At 53.8% G+C, this 18,780-nt stretch carries 20 protein-coding genes; 16 read left to right on the forward strand and 4 right to left on the reverse strand.

Features of this window, described 5'->3' with window-relative positions; translation table 11 throughout:
- Positions 1-30: 30 nt before the first annotated feature.
- On the reverse strand, positions 31-519 hold the full coding sequence (locus ACSIPU_RS00475) for a cysteine hydrolase family protein (RefSeq protein ID WP_047719891.1): 489 nt from the start codon (positions 517-519) through the stop codon (positions 31-33).
- A 236-nt stretch (positions 520-755) separates the two neighbouring features.
- Between ACSIPU_RS00475 and ACSIPU_RS00480 the strand changes: the two genes are divergently transcribed.
- Positions 756-1,016 (forward strand): DUF2534 family protein, encoded by a 261-nt coding sequence (locus tag ACSIPU_RS00480; protein WP_047719890.1) that lies wholly within the window; start codon positions 756-758, stop codon positions 1,014-1,016.
- A 192-nt stretch (positions 1,017-1,208) separates the two neighbouring features.
- Here the strand turns inward: ACSIPU_RS00480 and ACSIPU_RS00485 are convergent, their stop codons facing one another.
- A complete protein-coding gene (locus ACSIPU_RS00485; protein WP_032705210.1) occupies positions 1,209-1,829 on the reverse strand; it encodes a histidine phosphatase family protein in 621 nt (206 codons plus the stop codon).
- Positions 1,830-2,226: 397 nt separating this feature from the next.
- Between ACSIPU_RS00485 and ACSIPU_RS00490 the strand changes: the two genes are divergently transcribed.
- The 8 genes from ACSIPU_RS00490 to ACSIPU_RS00525 all read left to right on the forward strand — a co-directional run bounded on the left by ACSIPU_RS00490 (position 2,227) and on the right by ACSIPU_RS00525 (position 8,578).
- Positions 2,227-2,973 carry a GntR family transcriptional regulator gene (locus ACSIPU_RS00490; RefSeq protein ID WP_004101657.1) on the forward strand — a complete coding sequence of 249 codons (747 nt, stop codon included), beginning with the start codon at positions 2,227-2,229 and terminating at the stop codon, positions 2,971-2,973.
- Between the two features lie 13 nt (positions 2,974-2,986).
- Complete coding sequence (locus ACSIPU_RS00495) at positions 2,987-3,460, forward strand: PTS sugar transporter subunit IIA (RefSeq protein ID WP_023320866.1); 474 nt, start codon at positions 2,987-2,989, stop codon at positions 3,458-3,460.
- The gene (locus ACSIPU_RS00500) at positions 3,457-3,744 is read left to right on the forward strand and encodes a PTS sugar transporter subunit IIB (protein ID WP_004101661.1); all 288 of its coding nucleotides are present in this window, start codon (positions 3,457-3,459) and stop codon (positions 3,742-3,744) included. Before ACSIPU_RS00495 ends, ACSIPU_RS00500 begins: the two co-directional genes overlap by 4 nt.
- Before the next feature lie 77 nt (positions 3,745-3,821).
- On the forward strand, positions 3,822-5,180 hold the full coding sequence (locus ACSIPU_RS00505; protein WP_196558099.1) for a PTS galactitol transporter subunit IIC: 1,359 nt from the start codon (positions 3,822-3,824) through the stop codon (positions 5,178-5,180).
- Positions 5,173-6,681 (forward strand): FGGY-family carbohydrate kinase, encoded by a 1,509-nt coding sequence (locus tag ACSIPU_RS00510; protein WP_032728155.1) that lies wholly within the window; start codon positions 5,173-5,175, stop codon positions 6,679-6,681. Before ACSIPU_RS00505 ends, ACSIPU_RS00510 begins: the two co-directional genes overlap by 8 nt.
- A 37-nt stretch (positions 6,682-6,718) precedes the next feature.
- Complete coding sequence (locus ACSIPU_RS00515) at positions 6,719-7,579, forward strand: class II aldolase (RefSeq protein ID WP_004101668.1); 861 nt, start codon at positions 6,719-6,721, stop codon at positions 7,577-7,579.
- A gap of 9 nt (positions 7,580-7,588) precedes the next feature.
- Positions 7,589-7,858, forward strand: a complete 270-nt coding sequence (locus ACSIPU_RS00520; protein WP_004101670.1) for an HPr family phosphocarrier protein — start codon at positions 7,589-7,591, stop codon at positions 7,856-7,858.
- Between the two features lie 294 nt (positions 7,859-8,152).
- Positions 8,153-8,578, forward strand: a complete 426-nt coding sequence (locus ACSIPU_RS00525; RefSeq protein WP_004112669.1) for a VOC family protein — start codon at positions 8,153-8,155, stop codon at positions 8,576-8,578.
- Between the two features lie 283 nt (positions 8,579-8,861).
- Here the strand turns inward: ACSIPU_RS00525 and tynA are convergent, their stop codons facing one another.
- Positions 8,862-11,120, reverse strand: coding sequence for a primary-amine oxidase (gene tynA / locus ACSIPU_RS00530; RefSeq protein WP_032728156.1), 2,259 nt, complete (start codon positions 11,118-11,120; stop codon positions 8,862-8,864).
- A 190-nt stretch (positions 11,121-11,310) separates the two neighbouring features.
- Positions 11,311-13,356 carry a phenylacetic acid degradation bifunctional protein PaaZ gene (gene paaZ, locus ACSIPU_RS00535; protein WP_196558100.1) on the reverse strand — a complete coding sequence of 682 codons (2,046 nt, stop codon included), beginning with the start codon at positions 13,354-13,356 and terminating at the stop codon, positions 11,311-11,313.
- A 287-nt stretch (positions 13,357-13,643) separates the two neighbouring features.
- Between paaZ and paaA the strand changes: the two genes are divergently transcribed.
- The 7 genes from paaA to paaG are packed head-to-tail and all read left to right on the forward strand — an operon-like array spanning position 13,644 to position 18,778.
- Positions 13,644-14,573, forward strand: a complete 930-nt coding sequence (paaA, locus tag ACSIPU_RS00540; protein ID WP_004101678.1) for a 1,2-phenylacetyl-CoA epoxidase subunit PaaA — start codon at positions 13,644-13,646, stop codon at positions 14,571-14,573.
- A gap of 11 nt (positions 14,574-14,584) precedes the next feature.
- Positions 14,585-14,872: a 1,2-phenylacetyl-CoA epoxidase subunit PaaB gene (gene paaB / locus ACSIPU_RS00545; RefSeq protein WP_004101679.1), complete on the forward strand. Its 288-nt coding sequence runs from the start codon at positions 14,585-14,587 to the stop codon at positions 14,870-14,872.
- 7 nt (positions 14,873-14,879) lie between these two features.
- The gene (gene paaC, locus ACSIPU_RS00550; RefSeq protein ID WP_004101680.1) at positions 14,880-15,635 is read left to right on the forward strand and encodes a 1,2-phenylacetyl-CoA epoxidase subunit PaaC; all 756 of its coding nucleotides are present in this window, start codon (positions 14,880-14,882) and stop codon (positions 15,633-15,635) included.
- A gap of 12 nt (positions 15,636-15,647) precedes the next feature.
- Positions 15,648-16,145 (forward strand): 1,2-phenylacetyl-CoA epoxidase subunit PaaD, encoded by a 498-nt coding sequence (gene paaD, locus ACSIPU_RS00555; protein ID WP_196558101.1) that lies wholly within the window; start codon positions 15,648-15,650, stop codon positions 16,143-16,145.
- 7 nt (positions 16,146-16,152) lie between these two features.
- Complete coding sequence (paaE, locus tag ACSIPU_RS00560; RefSeq protein WP_004112678.1) at positions 16,153-17,223, forward strand: 1,2-phenylacetyl-CoA epoxidase subunit PaaE; 1,071 nt, start codon at positions 16,153-16,155, stop codon at positions 17,221-17,223.
- Positions 17,220-17,987 (forward strand): 2,3-dehydroadipyl-CoA hydratase PaaF, encoded by a 768-nt coding sequence (gene paaF, locus ACSIPU_RS00565; RefSeq protein ID WP_004101684.1) that lies wholly within the window; start codon positions 17,220-17,222, stop codon positions 17,985-17,987. The genes paaE and paaF overlap by 4 nt, the downstream gene beginning before the upstream one ends.
- Positions 17,988-17,989: 2 nt before the next feature.
- The gene (gene paaG, locus ACSIPU_RS00570; protein WP_016807880.1) at positions 17,990-18,778 is read left to right on the forward strand and encodes a 2-(1,2-epoxy-1,2-dihydrophenyl)acetyl-CoA isomerase PaaG; all 789 of its coding nucleotides are present in this window, start codon (positions 17,990-17,992) and stop codon (positions 18,776-18,778) included.
- Positions 18,779-18,780: the final 2 nt, after the last annotated feature.

Genomic DNA, 18,780 nt, shown 5'->3' on the forward strand with positions numbered 1-18,780 from the left:
GCGATTCAGGCACAACACTCAATGCCGCAGCTACTCTATGCTGCAGCGCGCGGCCAGGCCGCTCAGGGCCAGCTCGTGAAGAGCGTCCGTGGGAGCCGCGCAGGCTTCGGCAATGATGTGCATACTGAATTCCCTGGCCTGCGGGGACAATGCAGTATGGGTGATACAGTGCTGGGTCATCATACCCGTCAGGTAGACGTCGGTAATGCCTTGGTCATGCAGGAGTGCTTCCAGGCAGGTTTCATAGAAGCTGTCTGCCTGCCCCTTGCGGATCACCGGCGCATCGCCCAGGGCCTCCGCGATATGCGGATGAAGGCGTACGCCCTCGCTGTCCGGCCGGAAAAATGGCGCGTCAGGAGCTGATACGTGCTGAACGCCCACGATGAGCCAGTTCTGCTGTCTGGCATAGTCGATGGCGGTCAGGACGTTAGTGCAGGCGACGCCGGCATTCTCCAGCGGAAACGCACCCTGCGGGAAATAATCGTTCTGGACATCAATAACAATCAGCGCTTTTTTCATCTTTTCTCCTTGTAAAATAACAACGGACAGCCGGGCTTATTTGTGCCAGGCCTTCCGCAGGATCAAGCCTGGCATCAGACAGGGCAGTAAAAAAAGATGTACACGGGACACTATTCGATGGGATCGGGTCAATTGGGCGAAATGCATCAGCTGTCGACATGGGGCAGCACCAGATACCCGGACCGCTTTTTGTAAGGGGCCGGATTATTTTTTTAATAATAAATAAGGAAAGCGTAATGTTAAAAATACTCAAAACTCCGGAAGGGAAAAGGTTTCTGATGGCCGTAGCTTTGGTGTTTGTCGTTGCGGTGTGCGTGGTTTCAAAAGCAGCTTTTCAGGGCGTGGAAGACCAGTACAACCTGCCGATGGAAACATGGGATGTATCACTCTTTATTATCCAGGGCACATGGGTGGCCATTTACAGTGTTATGTTCACAATAGTGGGCTCGCTCCCTTTTGGATTTTATTTCCTGGGCCCCAAAAATGAAGAGGGTTAACGCGCTAATAAGTTTGTAACTTGATTTTAAACTCAATCGGGCCTGCTTCGTGGTGGGCTTTTTTTGCCCACCACGAACTGCTCACGGTTAATAATACGACGCCAATAACGTCCGCTTTTGGCACTCAGCTGACCTTGTGCTTAAACCATGATGGCGCTGGCAGGATAGCTGTGGATGATTGAAAGGTAACAACTAATCCAGTAGCCGTAAATGCGTTGCAATTCCCCATCTAAGGGCAGCACAACGTCCATCAATCAGGTCGAAAACTGAGTAACTCGCGTTGGGTTGTGCATACCTCGGGAAATCATCGACAGTTCCACTTTTCAGAATCGAAAGAACGCCCTGAATGACATGCCCGTGCGACACAATACATATCGTTTGATGATGGCGTTTTTTTCCCAGAGCGTATAAAAAATGCATCATACGCTGAGAGGCATATGAGAGAGACTCGCCTCCGGGCGGACAATACTCGGCATCAAGTTTGAATAACGCTTCTGCAGCATCCGGGCTGTGCTTCAGGAGCTGCGCTGTTGCCATGCCTTCAAATTGACCAAATGCTTGTTCTTTCAGGGCAGGCTCAGCTATCAGTGAGCAACAAAAGCTTTCAGCCAGGCTCTGTCCCATTTGCCAGGCACGACCAAGCGGAGAAGCGTAGACACATTCTACCCGGTAATCACACGCTGCAAACGCCGCAAGTAAGGCTGATGTCTGGCGTTTCCCCCGGGAGGTCAATGCGCTATCGCTCTGTCCTTGTAGAATCTCTCTCACATTCCACTCGGTTTCCGCGTGTCGAACAAGTATCACTTGCATCATTAAAGGGCCATGTGTGTTATTGATGAAAATGCTAAAGACCAAACCTATCCCTTTAATAGAGTAGGATGTTTCTGCTCTGGATGATAAACAGCAATAAGTGTAGCTGACCAGGATGTTCAGTCTCAGAATTGATGCATTGAACATCGTTAACCTCCACTCCTGGTCCGCAGCAGCTTTCACCACCCTGGACTTAAATTTACCCAGCGATCGCTAACGCATTATCGACTTCAATGGCCAGATAACGGACTTTATGTGATGTTCATCACATAAAAATGATCCTGATTAGAGCTCCAAAATTGTGACTCTCTGCCATACCTCCCATCTAAAAAATCCCTATCATAAACTCGAAGTTGTACATGATTGTCCATGGACAACTCTAAATGTTCAGGTGCGCACCATGAAAACATTAATAAAAAGTTCACAAATTCCGCTTTATCAGCAGGTTGTGGAGTGGATAAGAGAAAGTATCTATAGCGGGGAACTTGTTGAGGATGACCGCATACCTTCAGAGTTTCAAATCATGGATATGCTTGAGGTGAGTCGCGGTACCGTTAAGAAAGCGGTGGACCAACTGGTAAGAGAAGGTGTCCTTGTGCAAGTTCAGGGTAAAGGCACCTTTGTGAAAAAGGAAAATGTTGCTTATCCGCTGGGTGAAGGTTTGCTCTCTTTTGCAGAAGCCCTGGCAAGCCAGAAAATAAACTTCACCACCAGCGTTATTACTTCCCGGCTGGAACCAGCCAATCGTTTCGTGGCTGAAAAGCTCGGAATTCACCCGGGGCAGGATATTCTGTTTCTTGAACGCCTTCGCTCTATTGGTGATGAAAAAGTGATGTTGATTGAAAATCGTATCAACATTGAGCTTTGTCCCGGTATTGTGGATGTGGATTTTACCAGGGAAAATTTATTTCCAACGATTGAGCGATTATCTCAAAAGAAAATAAGTTTCTCTGAAAGTCGTTACGCTGCCAGACTCATTGGTAATGAACGAGGACATTTTCTGGATATTGGTGAAGATGCGCCTGTTTTACATTTAGAACAGTTAGTGTTTTTCTCCAGAGGATTGCCCGTTGAGTTTGGAAACGTCTGGCTAAAAGGCAATAAATATTATCTTGGCACCATATTGCAGCGCCGGGATGCTAACTAGTAAAGAGGGAATTATGCAGGATATTAATTTTCGTCGTCATTACGTGCGACACCTTCCAAAGGAGGTCAGCCAACAGGACATTATCAGGACTCTCGCCAGTCCACTCATTAACGATGGTATGGTCGTGTCTGATTTTGCCGATCACGTTATTGAGCGGGAAAAAAGTTTTCCAACAGGTCTGGCTGTTGAACCTGTGGGTGTCGCTATTCCCCATACCGATCACCAACATGTTCGTCAGAATGCGATCAGTATTGGGATATTGGCAGAATGCGTCAATTTCGAAGATATGGGCGGAGAGCCAGAACCTGTTCCAGTCAGGGTAATATTCATGCTTGCATTAGGTGAAAGCAACAAGCAGCTCAATATCCTGGGCTGGATTATGGATGTCATTCAGGATGGGGATTTTATGCAGCAGTTGCTGGTCATGAATGATGATGAAATTTATCAATCAATTTACATACGATTATCTGAAAGAGGTGAGTTATGAGTCAAATGATACTGTTTGTTTGTGCAACGGGTGTTGCTACTTCCACAGCCGTGGCAGAAAAGGTAATGGAATATTGTAAAGAGAATGGGCTTGATGTTAATTACTCACAAACTAATGTCGCCTCTCTCCCAAATAATACTGATGGTGCAGCTTTAGTGGTATCAACAACAAAAGTGCCTTATGAACTGGATATCCCGGTTGTTAGTGGTCTGCCAATTATTACCGGAATAGGTGAGGATAAAGTACTGGAAAAAATAATTTCAATTCTTAAAGGCCAGGCCTGATTTCATAAATATAAAACAAGATAAATTATCCAGGCGCTAACGCGAGGTCTGGTTACATCTGAATCAAGAGGTCGGATATGAATGATATAGCACACACCCTCTATACCGTTGTGCAATATGTCCTGGGGTTTGGCCCTACGGTTTTATTACCGCTGGTGCTGTTCTTCCTGGCATTGTTCTTTAAGGTAAAACCAGCAAAAGCACTTCGTTCATCGTTAATTGTCGGAATTGGTTTTGTCGGGATTTATGCCATCTTTGACATTCTCACCAGCAATGTGGGTCCGGCTGCGCAGGCAATGGTTGAGCGTACCGGTATCAGTCTTCCAGTGGTCGATTTAGGCTGGCCACCGCTGGCTGCGATTACATGGGGTTCGCCGATCGCTCCCTTTGTTATCCCGCTGACTATGCTCATTAACGTCGCCATGTTGGCTCTGAACAAGACACGCACTGTCGATGTTGACATGTGGAACTACTGGCATTTTGCTCTTGCCGGAACGCTGGTTTACTACAGCACGGGGAGTTTTGTGTTAGGGCTCTCTGCCGCTGCTATTGCTGCGATAGTCGTGCTCAAAGTTGCGGACTGGTCAGCGCCATTAGTCGCTAAGTACTTTGGTCTGGAAGGCATTTCGCTTCCCACTCTGTCATCTGTCGTCTTCTTCCCGATTGGGCTATTGTTTGACAAAATTATCGACAAAATCCCTGGTCTTAACCGTATTCATATCGATCCGGAAAGTGTGCAGAAAAGGCTCGGAATCTTTGGTGAACCGATGATGGTGGGGACAATTCTGGGTATCTCGCTGGGTATTATTGCCGGTTACGATTTTAAACATATCCTGCTGCTGGGTATCAGCATTGGTGGCGTTATGTTTATTCTCCCGCGCATGGTCCGTATCTTGATGGAAGGTTTATTACCGCTGTCAGAGGCTATCAAGAAATATCTGAATGCAAAATACCCCGGTCGCGATGATCTCTTTATTGGTCTGGATATCGCAGTAGCAGTCGGTAATCCAGCTATTATCTCCACGGCCCTGATCCTGACCCCCATCTCTGTCTTTATTGCATTTCTCCTTCCCGGCAATAAAGTCTTGCCGCTTGGCGATCTGGCAAATCTGGCTGTCATGGCTTCAATGATTGTCCTGGCTTGTCGAGGTAATATTTTCCGGGCAGTGATTACCGCGATTCCGGTGATCATCGCCGACCTGTGGATTGCGACTAAAATTGCGCCATTTATTACCGGTATGGCTAAAGACGTTAATTTCAAAATGGCCGAAGGATCAAGTGGTCAGGTATCAAGCTTCCTGGATGGTGGCAACCCTTTCCGTTACTGGCTGCTTGAGATATTTAACGGAAATATGATTGCTATTGGGCTGGTCCCGGTAATTGCTCTGATTATTTACGCTATCTTTCGTCTGACAAAAGGAACTGTCTATGCCTGATTACCGCGCCGCGCTTGTCATCGATATTGGCACAACTAACTGCAAAGTCAGCTGTTATTCCTGTCATGACGCGTCAGTTTTGGATGTCCGCAAATTTCCTACACCTACCAGGGCGTCGGAGAAAGGCGGGGTAGATTTCGATATCGAAGCGCTGTGGCAGGCCCTGCGGCAGGTAATGGCTGAACTGGTAGCTTCTGCACCTTTCCCGGTGAAAGATATCAGTATTGCGAGTTTCGGTGAGTCTGGTGTTTTCGTTGATGAGCACGGTGACATTCTTACCCCGATGCTGGCCTGGTACGATCGTCGTGGTGAATCTTATCTGTCTTCGTTAAGCAAATCAGAGGCTGAAGAGCTGTACGCTATTACAGGACTTCCGCCTCACAGCAATTATTCAGCCTTCAAAATGAAATGGTTGCTTGATAACTACTCATTACATGAACGAAGAGATATTTGCTGGTTACATGCACCTGAAGTACTGCTGTGGAGAATGACGGGTGAGAAAAAGACGGAAGTCTCAATGGCTAGCAGAACGTTGTGCCTGGATGTCAGTCGACAGACCTGGTCTCGTAAAGCTGCCGGGATCCTCGGTATACCATTTGATGCGCTGGCACCATTGATAAAGCCGGGTGAAGTCGCGGGTTGGATGACCGCCACGCTCAGACAAGAGCTTGGATTCTCTCATGAAGTCAAAATCACGATTGCGGGACACGATCATATGGTCGGAGCCCGGGCATTACAGATGCAACCCGGTGAGGTGTTGAATTCTACCGGGACGACAGAGGGTATTTTGCTGCTGGATACTCAGCCAACACTCAGTGACCAGTCACGGAGGGATAAACTGGCAAACGGCTGTTATTCCGATGCTGAATTTTTCACGCTTTTTGCATCACTTCCTGTTGGCGGTTATGCGCTTGAATGGGTGAGAAAAACGTTTCGTTTGACGGATGAGGAAATTCAAACAGGCCTGGAAAAAGCACGCGAGCGCTATGTCCAGCCTTCCTGGTCTGCCGAAGACATTCCCGTGTTCATTCCTCATTTGCGGGGGTCTGGTTCGCCAAATAAAAATCGGCACACGCGCGGTCTGATTTTTGGTCTGACGGATTCACTTTCGCCAGCAACTCTGCTTGAGAGTGTCTTTATCGGTCTGGCGATGGAATTTTCTCTCTGTTATGAGTGCTTTAACATCCAGGCTGGCAGGAGTGTAAAAGTAATAGGCCCTGCGGTGAGAAACCCGTACTGGCTCCAGTTGAAGGCTGACATCCTTCAATGCCCCATTGAGGCCATTGCTTTTGATGAAGCCGTATCCGTTGGGGCATTATTGATAGCCTGCCCGGAGATTGACCCTCCCTCTGTTCCTGTGGCCGGGCGCTATATTCCTGACGTAATACGGTCGGAGAAGTTGCAAAAATATCAGCAGCAATGGCTAGCCTTTTACCGATTTAAATTAATGCAGGAAGGAGTATTTATTGGTGAGGAGGGTAATAGCTCAGTAGTTCGATAATTTCTTTACACTTTCAATATAGATATCTGGAGTTAATATGCCTTTAGTTAATGGTAGGATCCTGCTCAATTGCATTCAGGAAAAGCATGTGCTGGCTGGTGCATTTAATACAACAAACCTGGAGACGACAATTTCTATTCTTAATGCAATAGAACGCTCGGGGTTACCTAATTTTATTCAGATTGCGCCAACTAATGCGCAGCTTTCCGGTTACGATTACATTTACGAAATTGTTAAACGGTATGCTGACAAAATGGATGTCCCGGTGAGCCTGCATCTGGACCATGGTAAAACCCTGGCAGATGTTAAGCAGGCGGTAAGAGCCGGGTTTACCTCAGTAATGATTGATGGCGCGGCTTTACCGTTTGAAGAAAATATTGCTTTTACAAGAGAGGCGGTTGATTTCTGTAAATCATTTGGCGTACCCGTTGAAGCGGAACTTGGCGCTATTCTGGGTAAAGAAGACGATCACGTTAGCGAGGCTGACTGCAAAACCGAACCCGAGAAAGTCCAGCGCTTCGTTGAAGAAACAGGGTGTGACATGCTGGCAGTGTCAATCGGCAATGTCCACGGACTGGAAGATATCCCACGCATCGATATCCCGCTACTGCAACGCATTGCTTCCGTTTGCCCGGTCCCCCTGGTTATCCACGGCGGCTCTGGTATTGATGAAGAGATTCTTCGTAGCTTTGTTAATTATAAAGTGGCAAAGGTTAATATTGCGAGCGATTTGCGCAAAGCCTTTATTACTACAGTCGGAAAAGCCTGGGTGAACAATAATAACGAGGCTAATCTTGCTCGCGTAATGGCAAATGCAAAACAGGCGGTTGAAGATGATGTGTATTCTAAAATTCAGATGATGAATAAACTGCACCCTGCATTTCGCAAAGCGTGTTAAGGATCGGACATGATTAGACAAAAAGTACGCGTCATGAACAGTACCGGATTACATGCCCGACCCGCTGCAAGCCTGGCCCGGATCGTCAAAAAATACCAGTCTTCATTGATACTGGTTAATAATGACAAAGAAATCCCCATTAAAGGAATGATGAGCATTCTGGGTGCCGGTGTAAAAGGAAATACGATGATTGACCTCATTTGTGATGGACAGGATGAACTGGCCTTTATGGATGAATTAAAATCTGCCTTTGCTGCTGGTTTTGGTGAGTCCGAATAGTGTCATTCCCTTAAGAGGCGCGTGAAGTTGTGACGACTTGATGCGCCTCTTATGATCTTTTGAATCACAATCACTTAACTTATTGAATGCAGGCTTTTTTCATTAATAGAATCGACCTTCTTACTCTCTTAATGTCTCTCCACAGCGTTTAGCTTTCAGAGTATAAACTTCGGCTTCTGGCACCAGGCCGCCCACCAGCATCCATGAACTCCCGCGTTATGGTTGTGCGGGTAAAATGTATTCTTAATGTGCTGTACTATATGTTCGGGAAAAGGGCAAAGAGGATGCAATAAGATGCTGGCTTATATCACTATAGGTACAAATAACTTTCAGCGCGCCGTGGACTTTTATGACGCTATTTTTAAGGTTCTTGGCTACTCGCGATTGCCTGCCTGGACAGAAAGCTGGGCAATGTGGGGAGATGAAAATAATCCGGATGAGGTATTCAACTTCTGCATCTGTCCTCCTTTTGACCGCCATCCCGCAACGGCGGGAAACGGGACAATGTTCGCATTTCATGCAGACAATGCTGACATTGTCAGACGATTCCATGCAGCAGGTCTCCTTGCGGGAGGGGAGAGTGAAGGCGAGCCAGGTACACGCCCCGCATACGGACCCGACTTTTATGTTGCTTATCTGCGCGATCCTGACGGGCATAAGCTGGCATGCGTTTATCAGCGCTATTCTCCTGAAGCCGATAAGTTCGTAAATGAACCTTAGGGACTTCACTTAACCCATTTAACGGTTTGAGCATTGATAAAGCCTGGCGATGAAATGCGGCGTTTGCGGCGAACTCGCTCAATATCGTTTACGGCTGCCACCGTTCGCCCCGGCCCTTAGCCGCCCGGGCTAATTCACTCCCGCATTAAAGCTGCCGGGCTGATTATGGTGCCGTCCCTTAATGAGCTCACGAGAGCGGAGCGGCAGGGCATTCTTCTGAATAAGCTGAGAACGGCGATAGCCCCAGACCCTGGTTTTATCGCCGTTTAGCGTCTAAGCCACCTTACTCCTTCTTCTCGCCAAGCGTCGGCGTCTCGTCAAAGAAGTTCCACGGTTTCAGCAGCGCATGCGCCCACTCGGTCGGCATAATCGGCCACTCCTCGGCGCGGGCCACGTGGGTGGTACCGGTAGTGATCCACACGACATCATCGTGGTTGTCCAGGGATTCATCATCTTTCGCGTACTGGCCGAGGCCGGTGTCGTGAATTGAACGGTTAGGGTACTTACCTTCCGGGAAGCGTTCGGTCGGATGATAGCGGGTGACCCACAGCTGTTTATCCATAAAGCTCAGGCGATGGTAAATCCACTCATCAGGGGCAAATTTTGCCCCGGTAGCGACCGGATGCGTGCCGCCCGCGTAAGGGATAATCTGATACGACACCGGATTACCCATCCGGTTTTCCCTGGTGGTATTGCTTAGCAGACGGATGGTGCCCGGGTCAAATTTCTGCGCCGCTTTCTGCTCGCTATCAATCGTGTACTGATTGATCTGCATGGTGCTGCTGCGCGGGCCGCCGGCGGTATTCGGCTTCACTTCCGGGTCCATGGCCACCAGCGTGTTGTTCTCTCCGTCAACGTCAAGATCGAGGCGGAAGTTATAAATATGCTGGTGGGTGGTGCCGACAATATTATGGTCAATCAGCGTGCCGTAGCGGGTGTCCTCTTTGGCGCTCGGGTCATGCATAGTCTTCGCTTTCACGCCTTTGACCGCTTCGATGCCGGTGGCTCCGGCGTCAATGCCGATTGTGCCGTTTTCGTGGAATACCCAGTCAAAGATATAGTCGTAGTTGCCGACGGTACTGATCCAGCGCACCACCAGTTCGCGGCGCTCGGTACTGACGTTCGGCTTGCCCATCTCTTGATGTTTATACTCCGGCCCGGCGTAGCGTTCGAAAATAGCGATCGCGCGCGGAATGGTAGTGGGTGTGCCGGTATAGTCGGCGATGGTTTCATCCAGCAGGACCGCGTTGGACGGCGCGTCTTTACCGCGGACGATAGGTGAGGTCAGGGTGCCCATGCCGTAGTCGCCGGAATCGAGATAGGCCTTAAAGTACCAGCCCACGTCCGGGTCGCCGTAGGGCACGATCATTCCACCGAGCGATCCTTCGTACATCACCTGACGTTTCTTGCCGTTATCGTTATATGTCACGGTGGAGAGAATCGGCCCAACGCGGGAGTTCATGCGCAGGTGGAAATCCCAGTTTTGCCAGTGGATCATATCGCCGGTAATGGTGTAGTTTTTGCCTTCCGGCTCGATGATATCGAGGGGTTTAACCTTCGGTGCCACGCGGTCGCGCCCGTCATAGGGGCGGGCTGCCATCGGTACCGGGATCGTCGGACCTTCTTCAATTTTAATAATCTTCTTCTGTTCGAGGTCGACTACCGCGACCAGATTTTCAATCGGATGCGCCCAGTAGTTACCGTCGCCAACGTCAAGATAGCTCACCACTTTCAGCAGCCGCGCATCCTGTTTGAGGCCATCTTTGCCGTCGAAGTAGCCGACGGTTAGCGGGGTGGTAATCACCTTGCTCGGGTCGTCGATGCCGTGTTTTTTTAACACTTCGGCAAATTCGCTGCTGGCGTTGATGATGTTCTGCACGCTAGCGAAATCGTCCAGCAGTACCATGCCGTGGGCCTCTTTAATCGGCGTCCATGAGAGGACCTTCTTATTCCGGAGATCGACTACGGCTTCAATGACGTGCTTGCCATCGAGCATAATCACGTCGGCAGCGCGAGGGGCGTCGACCGGTGTGTCCTGAAGAGCAAAGGCCCAGACGGCGGCTTTATCGGGCTCGCGCAGGGAGACTTCGCTAAAGCGAGTATTAGGTTTGAAATCCGCAGCGGCTTTAACGATAGCGACCGCTGCGCTGATTTCCGCCGCTGACAGCGAATTCAGCGGATGCGGGCGTTTTTCCACCTGAAAGGTCTGATCGAGACCGGACTGGAAGACATCGTTGATGAAGGTGTCAGAAACCCATGCTTTGCCGTCTTTCATCACTACCGGCACCTGCAGCTCCAGGGTTTTACCATTGACGATGGCCGTTTTCGCCCCTGGTTTTACCTTTACGTAAGCGCCGTCTTTAATCAGGGTAAACATCTGCGCGTAGTCATCCCACTGAACGTCCGCGCCAAAATCCTGCAGGGTTTTATCCATCGGGACCATATGCGCTTCGCCGCCGTGGGCGAACGCCGGGCCTTGCCAGGCGCAAAACAGGGCGACAGCCAGCGCCAGAGCCGTCTTGCGGGGGGAAAGAATCGCCATTGTGACCTCACCTTATTGTTGTGTTGTGCAGTGCCGCTGCGAATGTCGGCTTGTCTATCGTTAAGCTAACAGCGGTCAGCGCCGGGGCGTTTGCCTGCTTTTGCCAGGTTGTTTGTCAGTTTTGCCAGTTATAAAAAATGCCTCCGCAGAGGCATGAAGATGGCGATAAAGATGGGAGAATTTCTAATATTTACCCGGCAAAATCCCCCTGCTGGCGGGCCACCAGGGTCAGAATGGAGTAGAGGGCGACCGCCTGCTGGTGCTGATTAAAAATCTCTACCGCCCACTCAACGACGCCGGTCGCTTTCTCTTCAGCGTTGCGCTGACGTTTCACCGTTTTACGCTTGCAGGTCAGGCGTACCTGGATGGTATCGCCCGGCTTCACCGGCTCGATGAAGCGCAGATTCTCCATCCCGTAGTTGGCGATCACCGGGCCGACCCCGGCGTCAACAAACAGCCCGGCAGCGGCGGAAATCAGGAAGTAGCCGTGCACCACGCGTTCGCCGAAAATCGACTCCGCCGCGGCAATCTTATCCATATGGGCGTAAAAGTGATCGCCGCTCAGGCAGGCGAAGTTGACGATATCCGCCTCGGTCAGCGTGCGGCGCGGAGTCAACAGGCTGTCGCCCGGCTGGATCTCCTCGAAATATTTGCGGAACGGGTGAATGCGGTCTTCCACCACCTGCGCGCCGCGCACCCACTGCTGGCCGATAGCGGCGAGCATCGTTGGGCTACCCTGAATCGCGGTGCGCTGCATATAGTGCTTCACCGCCCGCAGGCCGCCCAGCTCTTCACCGCCGCCGGCGCGCCCCGGACCGCCGTGTACCAGCTGCGGCAGCGGGGAGCCGTGGCCGGTGGACTCTGCGGAAGACTCTTCGTTCAGTATCTGAATACGCCCGTGGGCGCGGGCGGCGCCGAGAATAAACGCGCGCGCCAGTTTTCCGCTGGCGGTGACCAGCGTGCCTGCCAGGCTACCTTCACCGGCCCGCGCCAGGGCCATCGCATGCTCGACGCTCTGATAGGGCATCAGAGTAGCCACGGGGCCGAACGCTTCAATGGCGTGTACCGCCGGGGTCTCATCCGGCTGTGGGCAGAACAGCAGCGTCGGCGGGAAGAATGCGCCCGCGGCGTTGAGATCCGCGCGACCACCCAGCAACACTTCACATCCCGCTTCGATCAGACGGTTTACATTATCCTGTACGTCCTGACGCTGTTCGTGGTTGACCAACGCGCCCATCTTAACGCCTTCCTGCGCCGGGTCACCGAACGCCACTTTTTGCAGGCGCGCAACCAGCGCGTCGCTCACCGCTTTAACCTGTGCCTGCGGCACGATAATACGGCGGATGGCGGTGCACTTTTGCCCGGCCTTCGCCGTCATTTCTCGTACCACTTCGCGAATGAACAGCGCGAACTCCGGCTGCTCCGGCGTGACGTCGTCACCGAGTACGCAACAGTTTAGCGAATCCGCTTCCATGGTGAAGGGAATGGACTTCGCGACCAGGTTGGGATGCACCCGCAGCTGCTGTCCGGTATGGGCCGAGCCGGTAAAGGTGACAACATCCTGGCTATCGAGATGGTCGAGCAGATCGCCCGCGCCACCGCAGATCAGGCTGATTGCGCCCACCGGCATCAGTCCGCTATCGACAATCATTTTAACCATCGCCTGAGTCAGCTGCGCGGTAGCGGTAGCCGGTTTGATGATGGCGGGCATCCCGGCAAGCCAGGTGGGCGCCAGCTTTTCCAGCATGCCCCAGCAGGGAAAGTTAAAAGCGTTGATATGCACTGCCACGCCGGACTTCGAGGTCAGCACGTGGCGGGCGGCGAAGCCTCCCTGTTTTGATAGCGGAATCAGCTCATCTTCCGGCCACAGGGTATCGTCCGGCAGCTCGCGGCTGCCAAGGCTGGCGTAGGTGAAAAGGGTGCCAATGCCCCCTTCGATATCCACCCAGCTGTCGGCACGGGTAGCGCCGGTTTCGGCAGAGATTGTATACAACGCCGCCTTCTGCTCCAGCAAATATCTGGCGACCGCCTTCAGCATTGCGCTGCGCTCAATAAAGGTCATCGCCTCCAGCGCTTTGCCGCCGCGCTCAATCGCGAAGCGTCGCGCCTGCGCCATATCCAGACCCTCGCTGGTGACTTCCCATAGCGCTTCGCCGCTGATGGCGTGATGGATAGTGCGCGCATGGCCCCGGCCGGTCTGCCACGTGCCGGACAAGTAGCTGGCTAACTGCTGCATGTTTCATCTCCAGATGTGTTACGTGAAATATCTATAAATAGTTCTTTGGTGAATCATAAAAAGCAAGCCTGTATTTAATAATTTATTAACATTGTGATCGGTGGCGATCTGCTTTGATCACTTAATCTATTGTTATTTATGGGGTTTACAAATGCTTTTGCGGTAGCTATCACAAAAAGAACAAACAAAATTTGTGGTTTTATTTAACCTGAATGTAACTTTTATAAAACAAAGTGATTCGAAAATTATTTATAGTCGAATTTATTGGAATCATAAAAGGTGATGACGTGACAGAAGAACAACGCTTTGACCAGCGCATCGCGCAGGAGACGGCCATCGAACCGCAGGACTGGATGCCGGAAGCCTACCGCAAAACGCTGATCCGCCAGATTGGTCAGCACGCGCATTCGGAAATCGTCGGCATGCTGCCGGAGGGCAACTGGATAACTCGCGCGCCAACCCTGCGCCGCAAAGCGATTCTGCTGGCGAAAGTGCAGGATGAAGCCGGGCACGGTCTGTATCTCTACAGCGCCGCGGAAACCCTCGGCTGCGCCCGCGAAGATCTGTATCAGAAGATGCTCGACGGCAAGATGAAGTACTCCTCCATCTTCAACTACCCGACCCTGAGCTGGGCGGACATCGGCGTAATCGGCTGGCTGGTGGACGGCGCGGCCATCGTCAATCAGGTGGCGCTGTGCCGTACCTCCTACGGACCCTATGCCCGGGCGATGGTCAAGATCTGCAAAGAGGAGAGCTTTCATCAGCGCCAGGGATTCGAAGCCTGCATGGCGCTGGCGCAGGGTAGCGACGCGCAGCGGCAGATGCTGCAGGACGCCATCAACCGTTTCTGGTGGCCGGCGCTGATGATGTTCGGTCCGAACGACGATAACTCGCCAAACAGCGCCCGCAGCATGGCGTGGAAAATCAAGCGTCACTCCAACGATGAGCTGCGCCAGCGCTTTGTCGATAACACCATTCCGCAGGTGGAAATCCTCGGCATGACCGTACCCGACCCGGATTTACAGCGGGATGAAGCCACCGGCCACTACCGCTTTGGCGCCATCGACTGGCAGGAATTTAACGAGGTCATTGCCGGACGCGGGATCTGCAACCACGAACGTCTGGCCGCTAAACGCAAGGCGTGGGAAGAGGGCGCATGGGTGCGGGAAGCCGCGCTGGCGCATGCGCAAAAACAGCAGGCTCGCGACGCCGCATAAGGAGAAGAAAGATGAGCAATAACTATTGGCCTTTATATGAAGTGTTCGTTCGCAGCAAACAGGGACTGTCACACCGCCACGTCGGCAGTCTGCACGCCGCCGATGACCAGATGGCGCTGGAAAACGCCCGCGATGCCTATACCCGCCGCAGCGAAGGCTGTTCGATTTGGGTGGTGAAGGCCAGCGAAATCGTTGCCTCGCAGCCTGAAGAGCGCGGTGAATTTTTCGATCCGGCGGAGAGCAAAGTCTATCGCCATCCCACCTTCTACACCGTGCCCGACGGCATGGAACATATGTGAGGCGACGATGAAAAACGATAATCCCGTTGCAGCTTATGCTCTGCGCCTCGGCGATAACGGCCTGGTGCTGGCCCAGCGTCTGGGCGAGTGGTGCGGACATGCGCCGGAGCTGGAGATCGATCTGGCGCTGGCCAATATCGGTCTCGACCTGCTGGGGCAGGCGCGCAATTTCCTCAGCTATGCCGCTGAACTGGCTGGCAGCGGCGATGAAGACACCCTGGCCTTTGGCCGCGACGAGCGTCAGTTTCGCAATTTGCTGCTGGCGGAGCAGCCCAACGGCAACTTTGCCGACACCCTTGCTCGCCAGTTTTTTATCGATGTCTGGCACGTAGCGCTGTTCAGCCGCCTGGTCGGCAGTCGCGATACGCAGCTCGCCGCCATCGCCGCCAAAGCGTTAAAAGAAGTGCGCTACCACCAGCGCTTTAGCCGTGGCTGGCTGGAGCGCCTGGGCAACGGCACGGCGCTTTCGGCGCAGAGAATGCAAAGCGCAGTCGATAATCTGTGGCGCTTTACCGGCGAGCTGTTCCAGGCCGATGAGCTGGAGATTGAGCTGAGCGCGCAGGGCATCGCCGTCGACCCACGCGAACTGCAGGGCGAATGGCAGAGTGCGGTACATACGGCGCTGATCGACTCCGGTTTACAGATCCCGCAAGAAGCGGCCTTCCGCAGCGGCGGTAAACAGGGGCTGCACAGCGAGCATCTCGGGCCGCTGCTGGCGGAGATGCAGTATTTACAGCGCGCGTATCCCGGCCAGCAGTGGTAGCAGGAGGTGGTTATGCAACGTCTGGTTGATATCGCTCTCCCGGAGATCCACGCCGTCTGGGAGGTATTAAGCGCCATTCCCGACCCGGAAGTTCCGGTGTTGACGATTACCGACCTCGGCATGGTGCGCAGCGTGGATCGCCGCGGCGATGGCTGGGTGATTGGCTTTACGCCAACCTACTCGGGCTGCCCGGCGACCGAACATCTGTTGGGAGAAATCCGCGCGGCAATGACGGAAAACGGCTACGCGCCGGTGCATATCGTGCTGCAGCTGGACCCGCCGTGGACTACTGACTGGATGGGGCCGGAGGCGCGTGAACGTCTGCGCCAGTACGGCATCAGTCCGCCGCAGGGTCATGCCTGCCATGCCCATATGCCGGAGGAGGTGGTCTGCCCGCGCTGCGCCAGCCGCCATACCTCGCTGATTAGCGAATTCGGTTCCACGGCTTGCAAAGCGCTATATCGCTGCGACAGCTGCCGGGAACCCTTTGATTACTTTAAATGTATTTGAGGTTGCGATGACGACATTTCATTCGCTTACCGTGGCGAAAGTGGAGCCGGAAACCCGCGATGCGGTCACCATCACCTTTGCCATTCCCGACGCGCTGCGAAACGCATACGCCTTCCGTCCGGGCCAGCATCTGACATTAAAAGCCCGCCTTGGCGGGGAAGAACTGCGTCGCTGCTACTCCATTTGCCGCAGCCGCACGCCGGGGGAAATCAGCGTGGCGGTCAAGGCCATCGACGGCGGACGCTTCTCACGCTATGCCCAGAACGACATTCAACAAGGGATGGCGTTGGAGGTGATGGTGCCGCAGGGCCACTTTGGCTACCAGCCGCAGGCCGGGCGCAGCGCGGACTACCTGGCGATTGCCGCTGGCTCAGGTATTACGCCGATGATGGCGATTATCGACGCCACCCTCGCCACCGAACTCGACAGCCGTTTCACCCTGATTTATGGCAACCGCAGCAGCCACAGCATGATGTTCCGCCAGGCGCTGGCCGACCTGAAAGACCGCTATCCGCAACGCCTGCAGGTGGTGCATCTGTTCAGCCAGGAGGCGATGGACAGCGATCTGCTGCAGGGGCGCATCAATGGCGACAAGCTACGCGCGCTGGCCGCCCGTCTGCTGGATTTCAGCCGCTTTGAGCGCGCCTTTATCTGCGGGCCGGCGGCGATGATGGATGAAGCGGAGATGACCCTGCGCGAACTGGGCATACCGGAGAAAGCGATTCATCTGGAGCGCTTTAATACCCCGGGCAGCAGCGTCAAGCGGGCCACCGGCGTCCAGGCAGAGGGGCGCACGGTCACAATCCGTCAGGACGGCCGCGACAGAACCATCGCCCTCAGCGCAGAGGATGACAGCATCCTTGACGCCGCGCTACGCCAGGGGGCGGATCTGCCGTTTGCCTGCAAAGGCGGAGTCTGCGCCACCTGTAAATGCAAAGTCCTGCGCGGCGAGGTAGCGATGGCTGCTAACTACGGCCTCGAAGCCGACGAAGTAGCGGCAGGTTACGTGCTGAGCTGCCAGTCGCTGCCCACCAGCGGCGATGTGATCGTCGATTTCGACGCGCGGGGGATGGCATGAGCGAACTGTTAATTGCTCGCCACGCGCGCGTCCTCCAGCTGACGCTTAATCGCCCGCAGGCGCGCAACGCGCTGAATAACGCGCTGCTGACGCAAATTGCCGACGTGCTCGACGCGGCGGCGCTGGACCCGACGGTCGGCGTCTGCGTTATTAGCGGTAATCAACGCTTTTTTGCCGCAGGGGCTGACCTGAACGAAATGGCGGAAAAAGATCTGCCTGCCACCCTCGATGATATTCGACCGCGGCTGTGGGCGCGTATCGACGCCTTCACCAAACCGCTGATCGCCTCGGTAAACGGCTATGCCCTCGGCGCCGGATGCGAACTGGCGCTGCTCTGCGACCTGATAGTCGCCGGCGATAACGCCCGTTTTGGCCTGCCGGAAATCACCCTCGGTATTATGCCGGGCGCGGGCGGGACCCAGCGCCTGATCCGCAGCGTCGGTAAAGCGCTGGCCAGCCGGATGATATTGAGCGGCGAAAGCATCGATGCCAGGCAGGCGCTGCGGGCGGGGCTGGTAAGCGAGGTTTATCCGCCAGCGCTCACCGATGAATATGCACTCGCTTTGGCAGCAACTGTGGCCCGCCACTCGCCGCTAGCGCTGCGCGCGGCTAAACAGGCCTTACGGTTGTCGCAGGAGGTCAGCCTGCAGGCCGGGATTCAGCAGGAACGCCAGTTATTTACTTTGCTGAGCGCGACTGAAGACCGTCGCGAAGGCATCGACGCCTTTCTCCATAAACGTACTGCGGAATTTAAAGGACGCTAATCGTGGAAGCTTTCATTCTCAGCGAAACAGAACAGGGCGTGATGACGATTACCCTTAATCGCCCGGACCGACTGAACAGTTTTAACGACCTGATGCACCAGCAGCTGGCGGCGTGCCTGAAACAGGCCGAACGCGACGACAGCATACGCTGCCTGCTGGTGACCGGTGCGGGGCGCGGTTTTTGCGCCGGGCAGGATTTAAATGACCGTAACGTCGACCCCAGCGGGCCGGCGCCGGATCTCGGGCTCTCGGTTGAGCGTTTCTATAACCCGCTGGTGCGCCGTCTGGCGGCGCTGCCGAAGCCGGTAATTTGTGCGGTGAACGGGGTCGCGGCGGGTGCGGGAGCTACGCTGGCGCTGGGCTGCGATATCGTGCTGGCGGCGCGTTCGGCGAAATTCGTGATGGCGTTCAGCAAGCTTGGTCTGGTGCCGGACTGCGGCGGCAGCTGGTTTCTGCCGCGCGTGGCGGGACGGGCGAGGGCGATGGGGCTGGCGCTGCTGGGCGATAGCCTGAGCGCAGAGCAGGCCGCACAGTGGGGGATGATCTGGCAGGTGGTGGACGATGCCGAGCTGAAAGAGACCGGCCTGGCGCTGGCCCGTCATCTGGCCGCCCAGCCAACTTATGGCCTCGGTCTGATTAAGAAGGCGCTTCAGCTTGCGGAAACCCAGACTCTGGATCAGCAGCTCGATCTTGAGCGCGATTATCAGCGCCTGGCCGGACGCAGCGCCGACTATCGCGAAGGCGTCAGCGCCTTCCTCGCGAAGCGTCCACCTCAATTCAGCGGGAAATAGCC

The organism is Klebsiella sp. HN106 (genome assembly GCF_051209435.1).
GTDB lineage: Bacteria > Pseudomonadota > Gammaproteobacteria > Enterobacterales > Enterobacteriaceae > Klebsiella > Klebsiella oxytoca.

Bases quoted from the DNA above. Each gene is read 5' to 3' on its own strand.
- tynA (WP_032728156.1), bottom strand. From the start codon at position 11,120: ATGGCGATTCTTTCCCCCCGCAAGACGGCTCTGGCGCTGGCTGTCGCC.
- ACSIPU_RS00520 (WP_004101670.1), top strand. From the start codon at position 7,589: ATGATTAGACAAAAAGTACGCGTCATGAACAGTACCGGATTACATGCC.
- ACSIPU_RS00475 (WP_047719891.1), bottom strand. From the start codon at position 519: ATGAAAAAAGCGCTGATTGTTATTGATGTCCAGAACGATTATTTCCCG.
- ACSIPU_RS00500 (WP_004101661.1), top strand. From the start codon at position 3,457: ATGAGTCAAATGATACTGTTTGTTTGTGCAACGGGTGTTGCTACTTCC.
- ACSIPU_RS00505 (WP_196558099.1), top strand. From the start codon at position 3,822: ATGAATGATATAGCACACACCCTCTATACCGTTGTGCAATATGTCCTG.
- paaF (WP_004101684.1), top strand. From the start codon at position 17,220: ATGAGCGAACTGTTAATTGCTCGCCACGCGCGCGTCCTCCAGCTGACG.
- ACSIPU_RS00490 (WP_004101657.1), top strand. From the start codon at position 2,227: ATGAAAACATTAATAAAAAGTTCACAAATTCCGCTTTATCAGCAGGTT.
- ACSIPU_RS00480 (WP_047719890.1), top strand. From the start codon at position 756: ATGTTAAAAATACTCAAAACTCCGGAAGGGAAAAGGTTTCTGATGGCC.
- paaE (WP_004112678.1), top strand. From the start codon at position 16,153: ATGACGACATTTCATTCGCTTACCGTGGCGAAAGTGGAGCCGGAAACC.
- ACSIPU_RS00485 (WP_032705210.1), bottom strand. From the start codon at position 1,829: ATGATGCAAGTGATACTTGTTCGACACGCGGAAACCGAGTGGAATGTG.
- paaZ (WP_196558100.1), bottom strand. From the start codon at position 13,356: ATGCAGCAGTTAGCCAGCTACTTGTCCGGCACGTGGCAGACCGGCCGG.
- paaD (WP_196558101.1), top strand. From the start codon at position 15,648: ATGCAACGTCTGGTTGATATCGCTCTCCCGGAGATCCACGCCGTCTGG.
- ACSIPU_RS00515 (WP_004101668.1), top strand. From the start codon at position 6,719: ATGCCTTTAGTTAATGGTAGGATCCTGCTCAATTGCATTCAGGAAAAG.
- paaC (WP_004101680.1), top strand. From the start codon at position 14,880: ATGAAAAACGATAATCCCGTTGCAGCTTATGCTCTGCGCCTCGGCGAT.
- ACSIPU_RS00495 (WP_023320866.1), top strand. From the start codon at position 2,987: ATGCAGGATATTAATTTTCGTCGTCATTACGTGCGACACCTTCCAAAG.
- paaB (WP_004101679.1), top strand. From the start codon at position 14,585: ATGAGCAATAACTATTGGCCTTTATATGAAGTGTTCGTTCGCAGCAAA.
- ACSIPU_RS00510 (WP_032728155.1), top strand. From the start codon at position 5,173: ATGCCTGATTACCGCGCCGCGCTTGTCATCGATATTGGCACAACTAAC.
- ACSIPU_RS00525 (WP_004112669.1), top strand. From the start codon at position 8,153: ATGCTGGCTTATATCACTATAGGTACAAATAACTTTCAGCGCGCCGTG.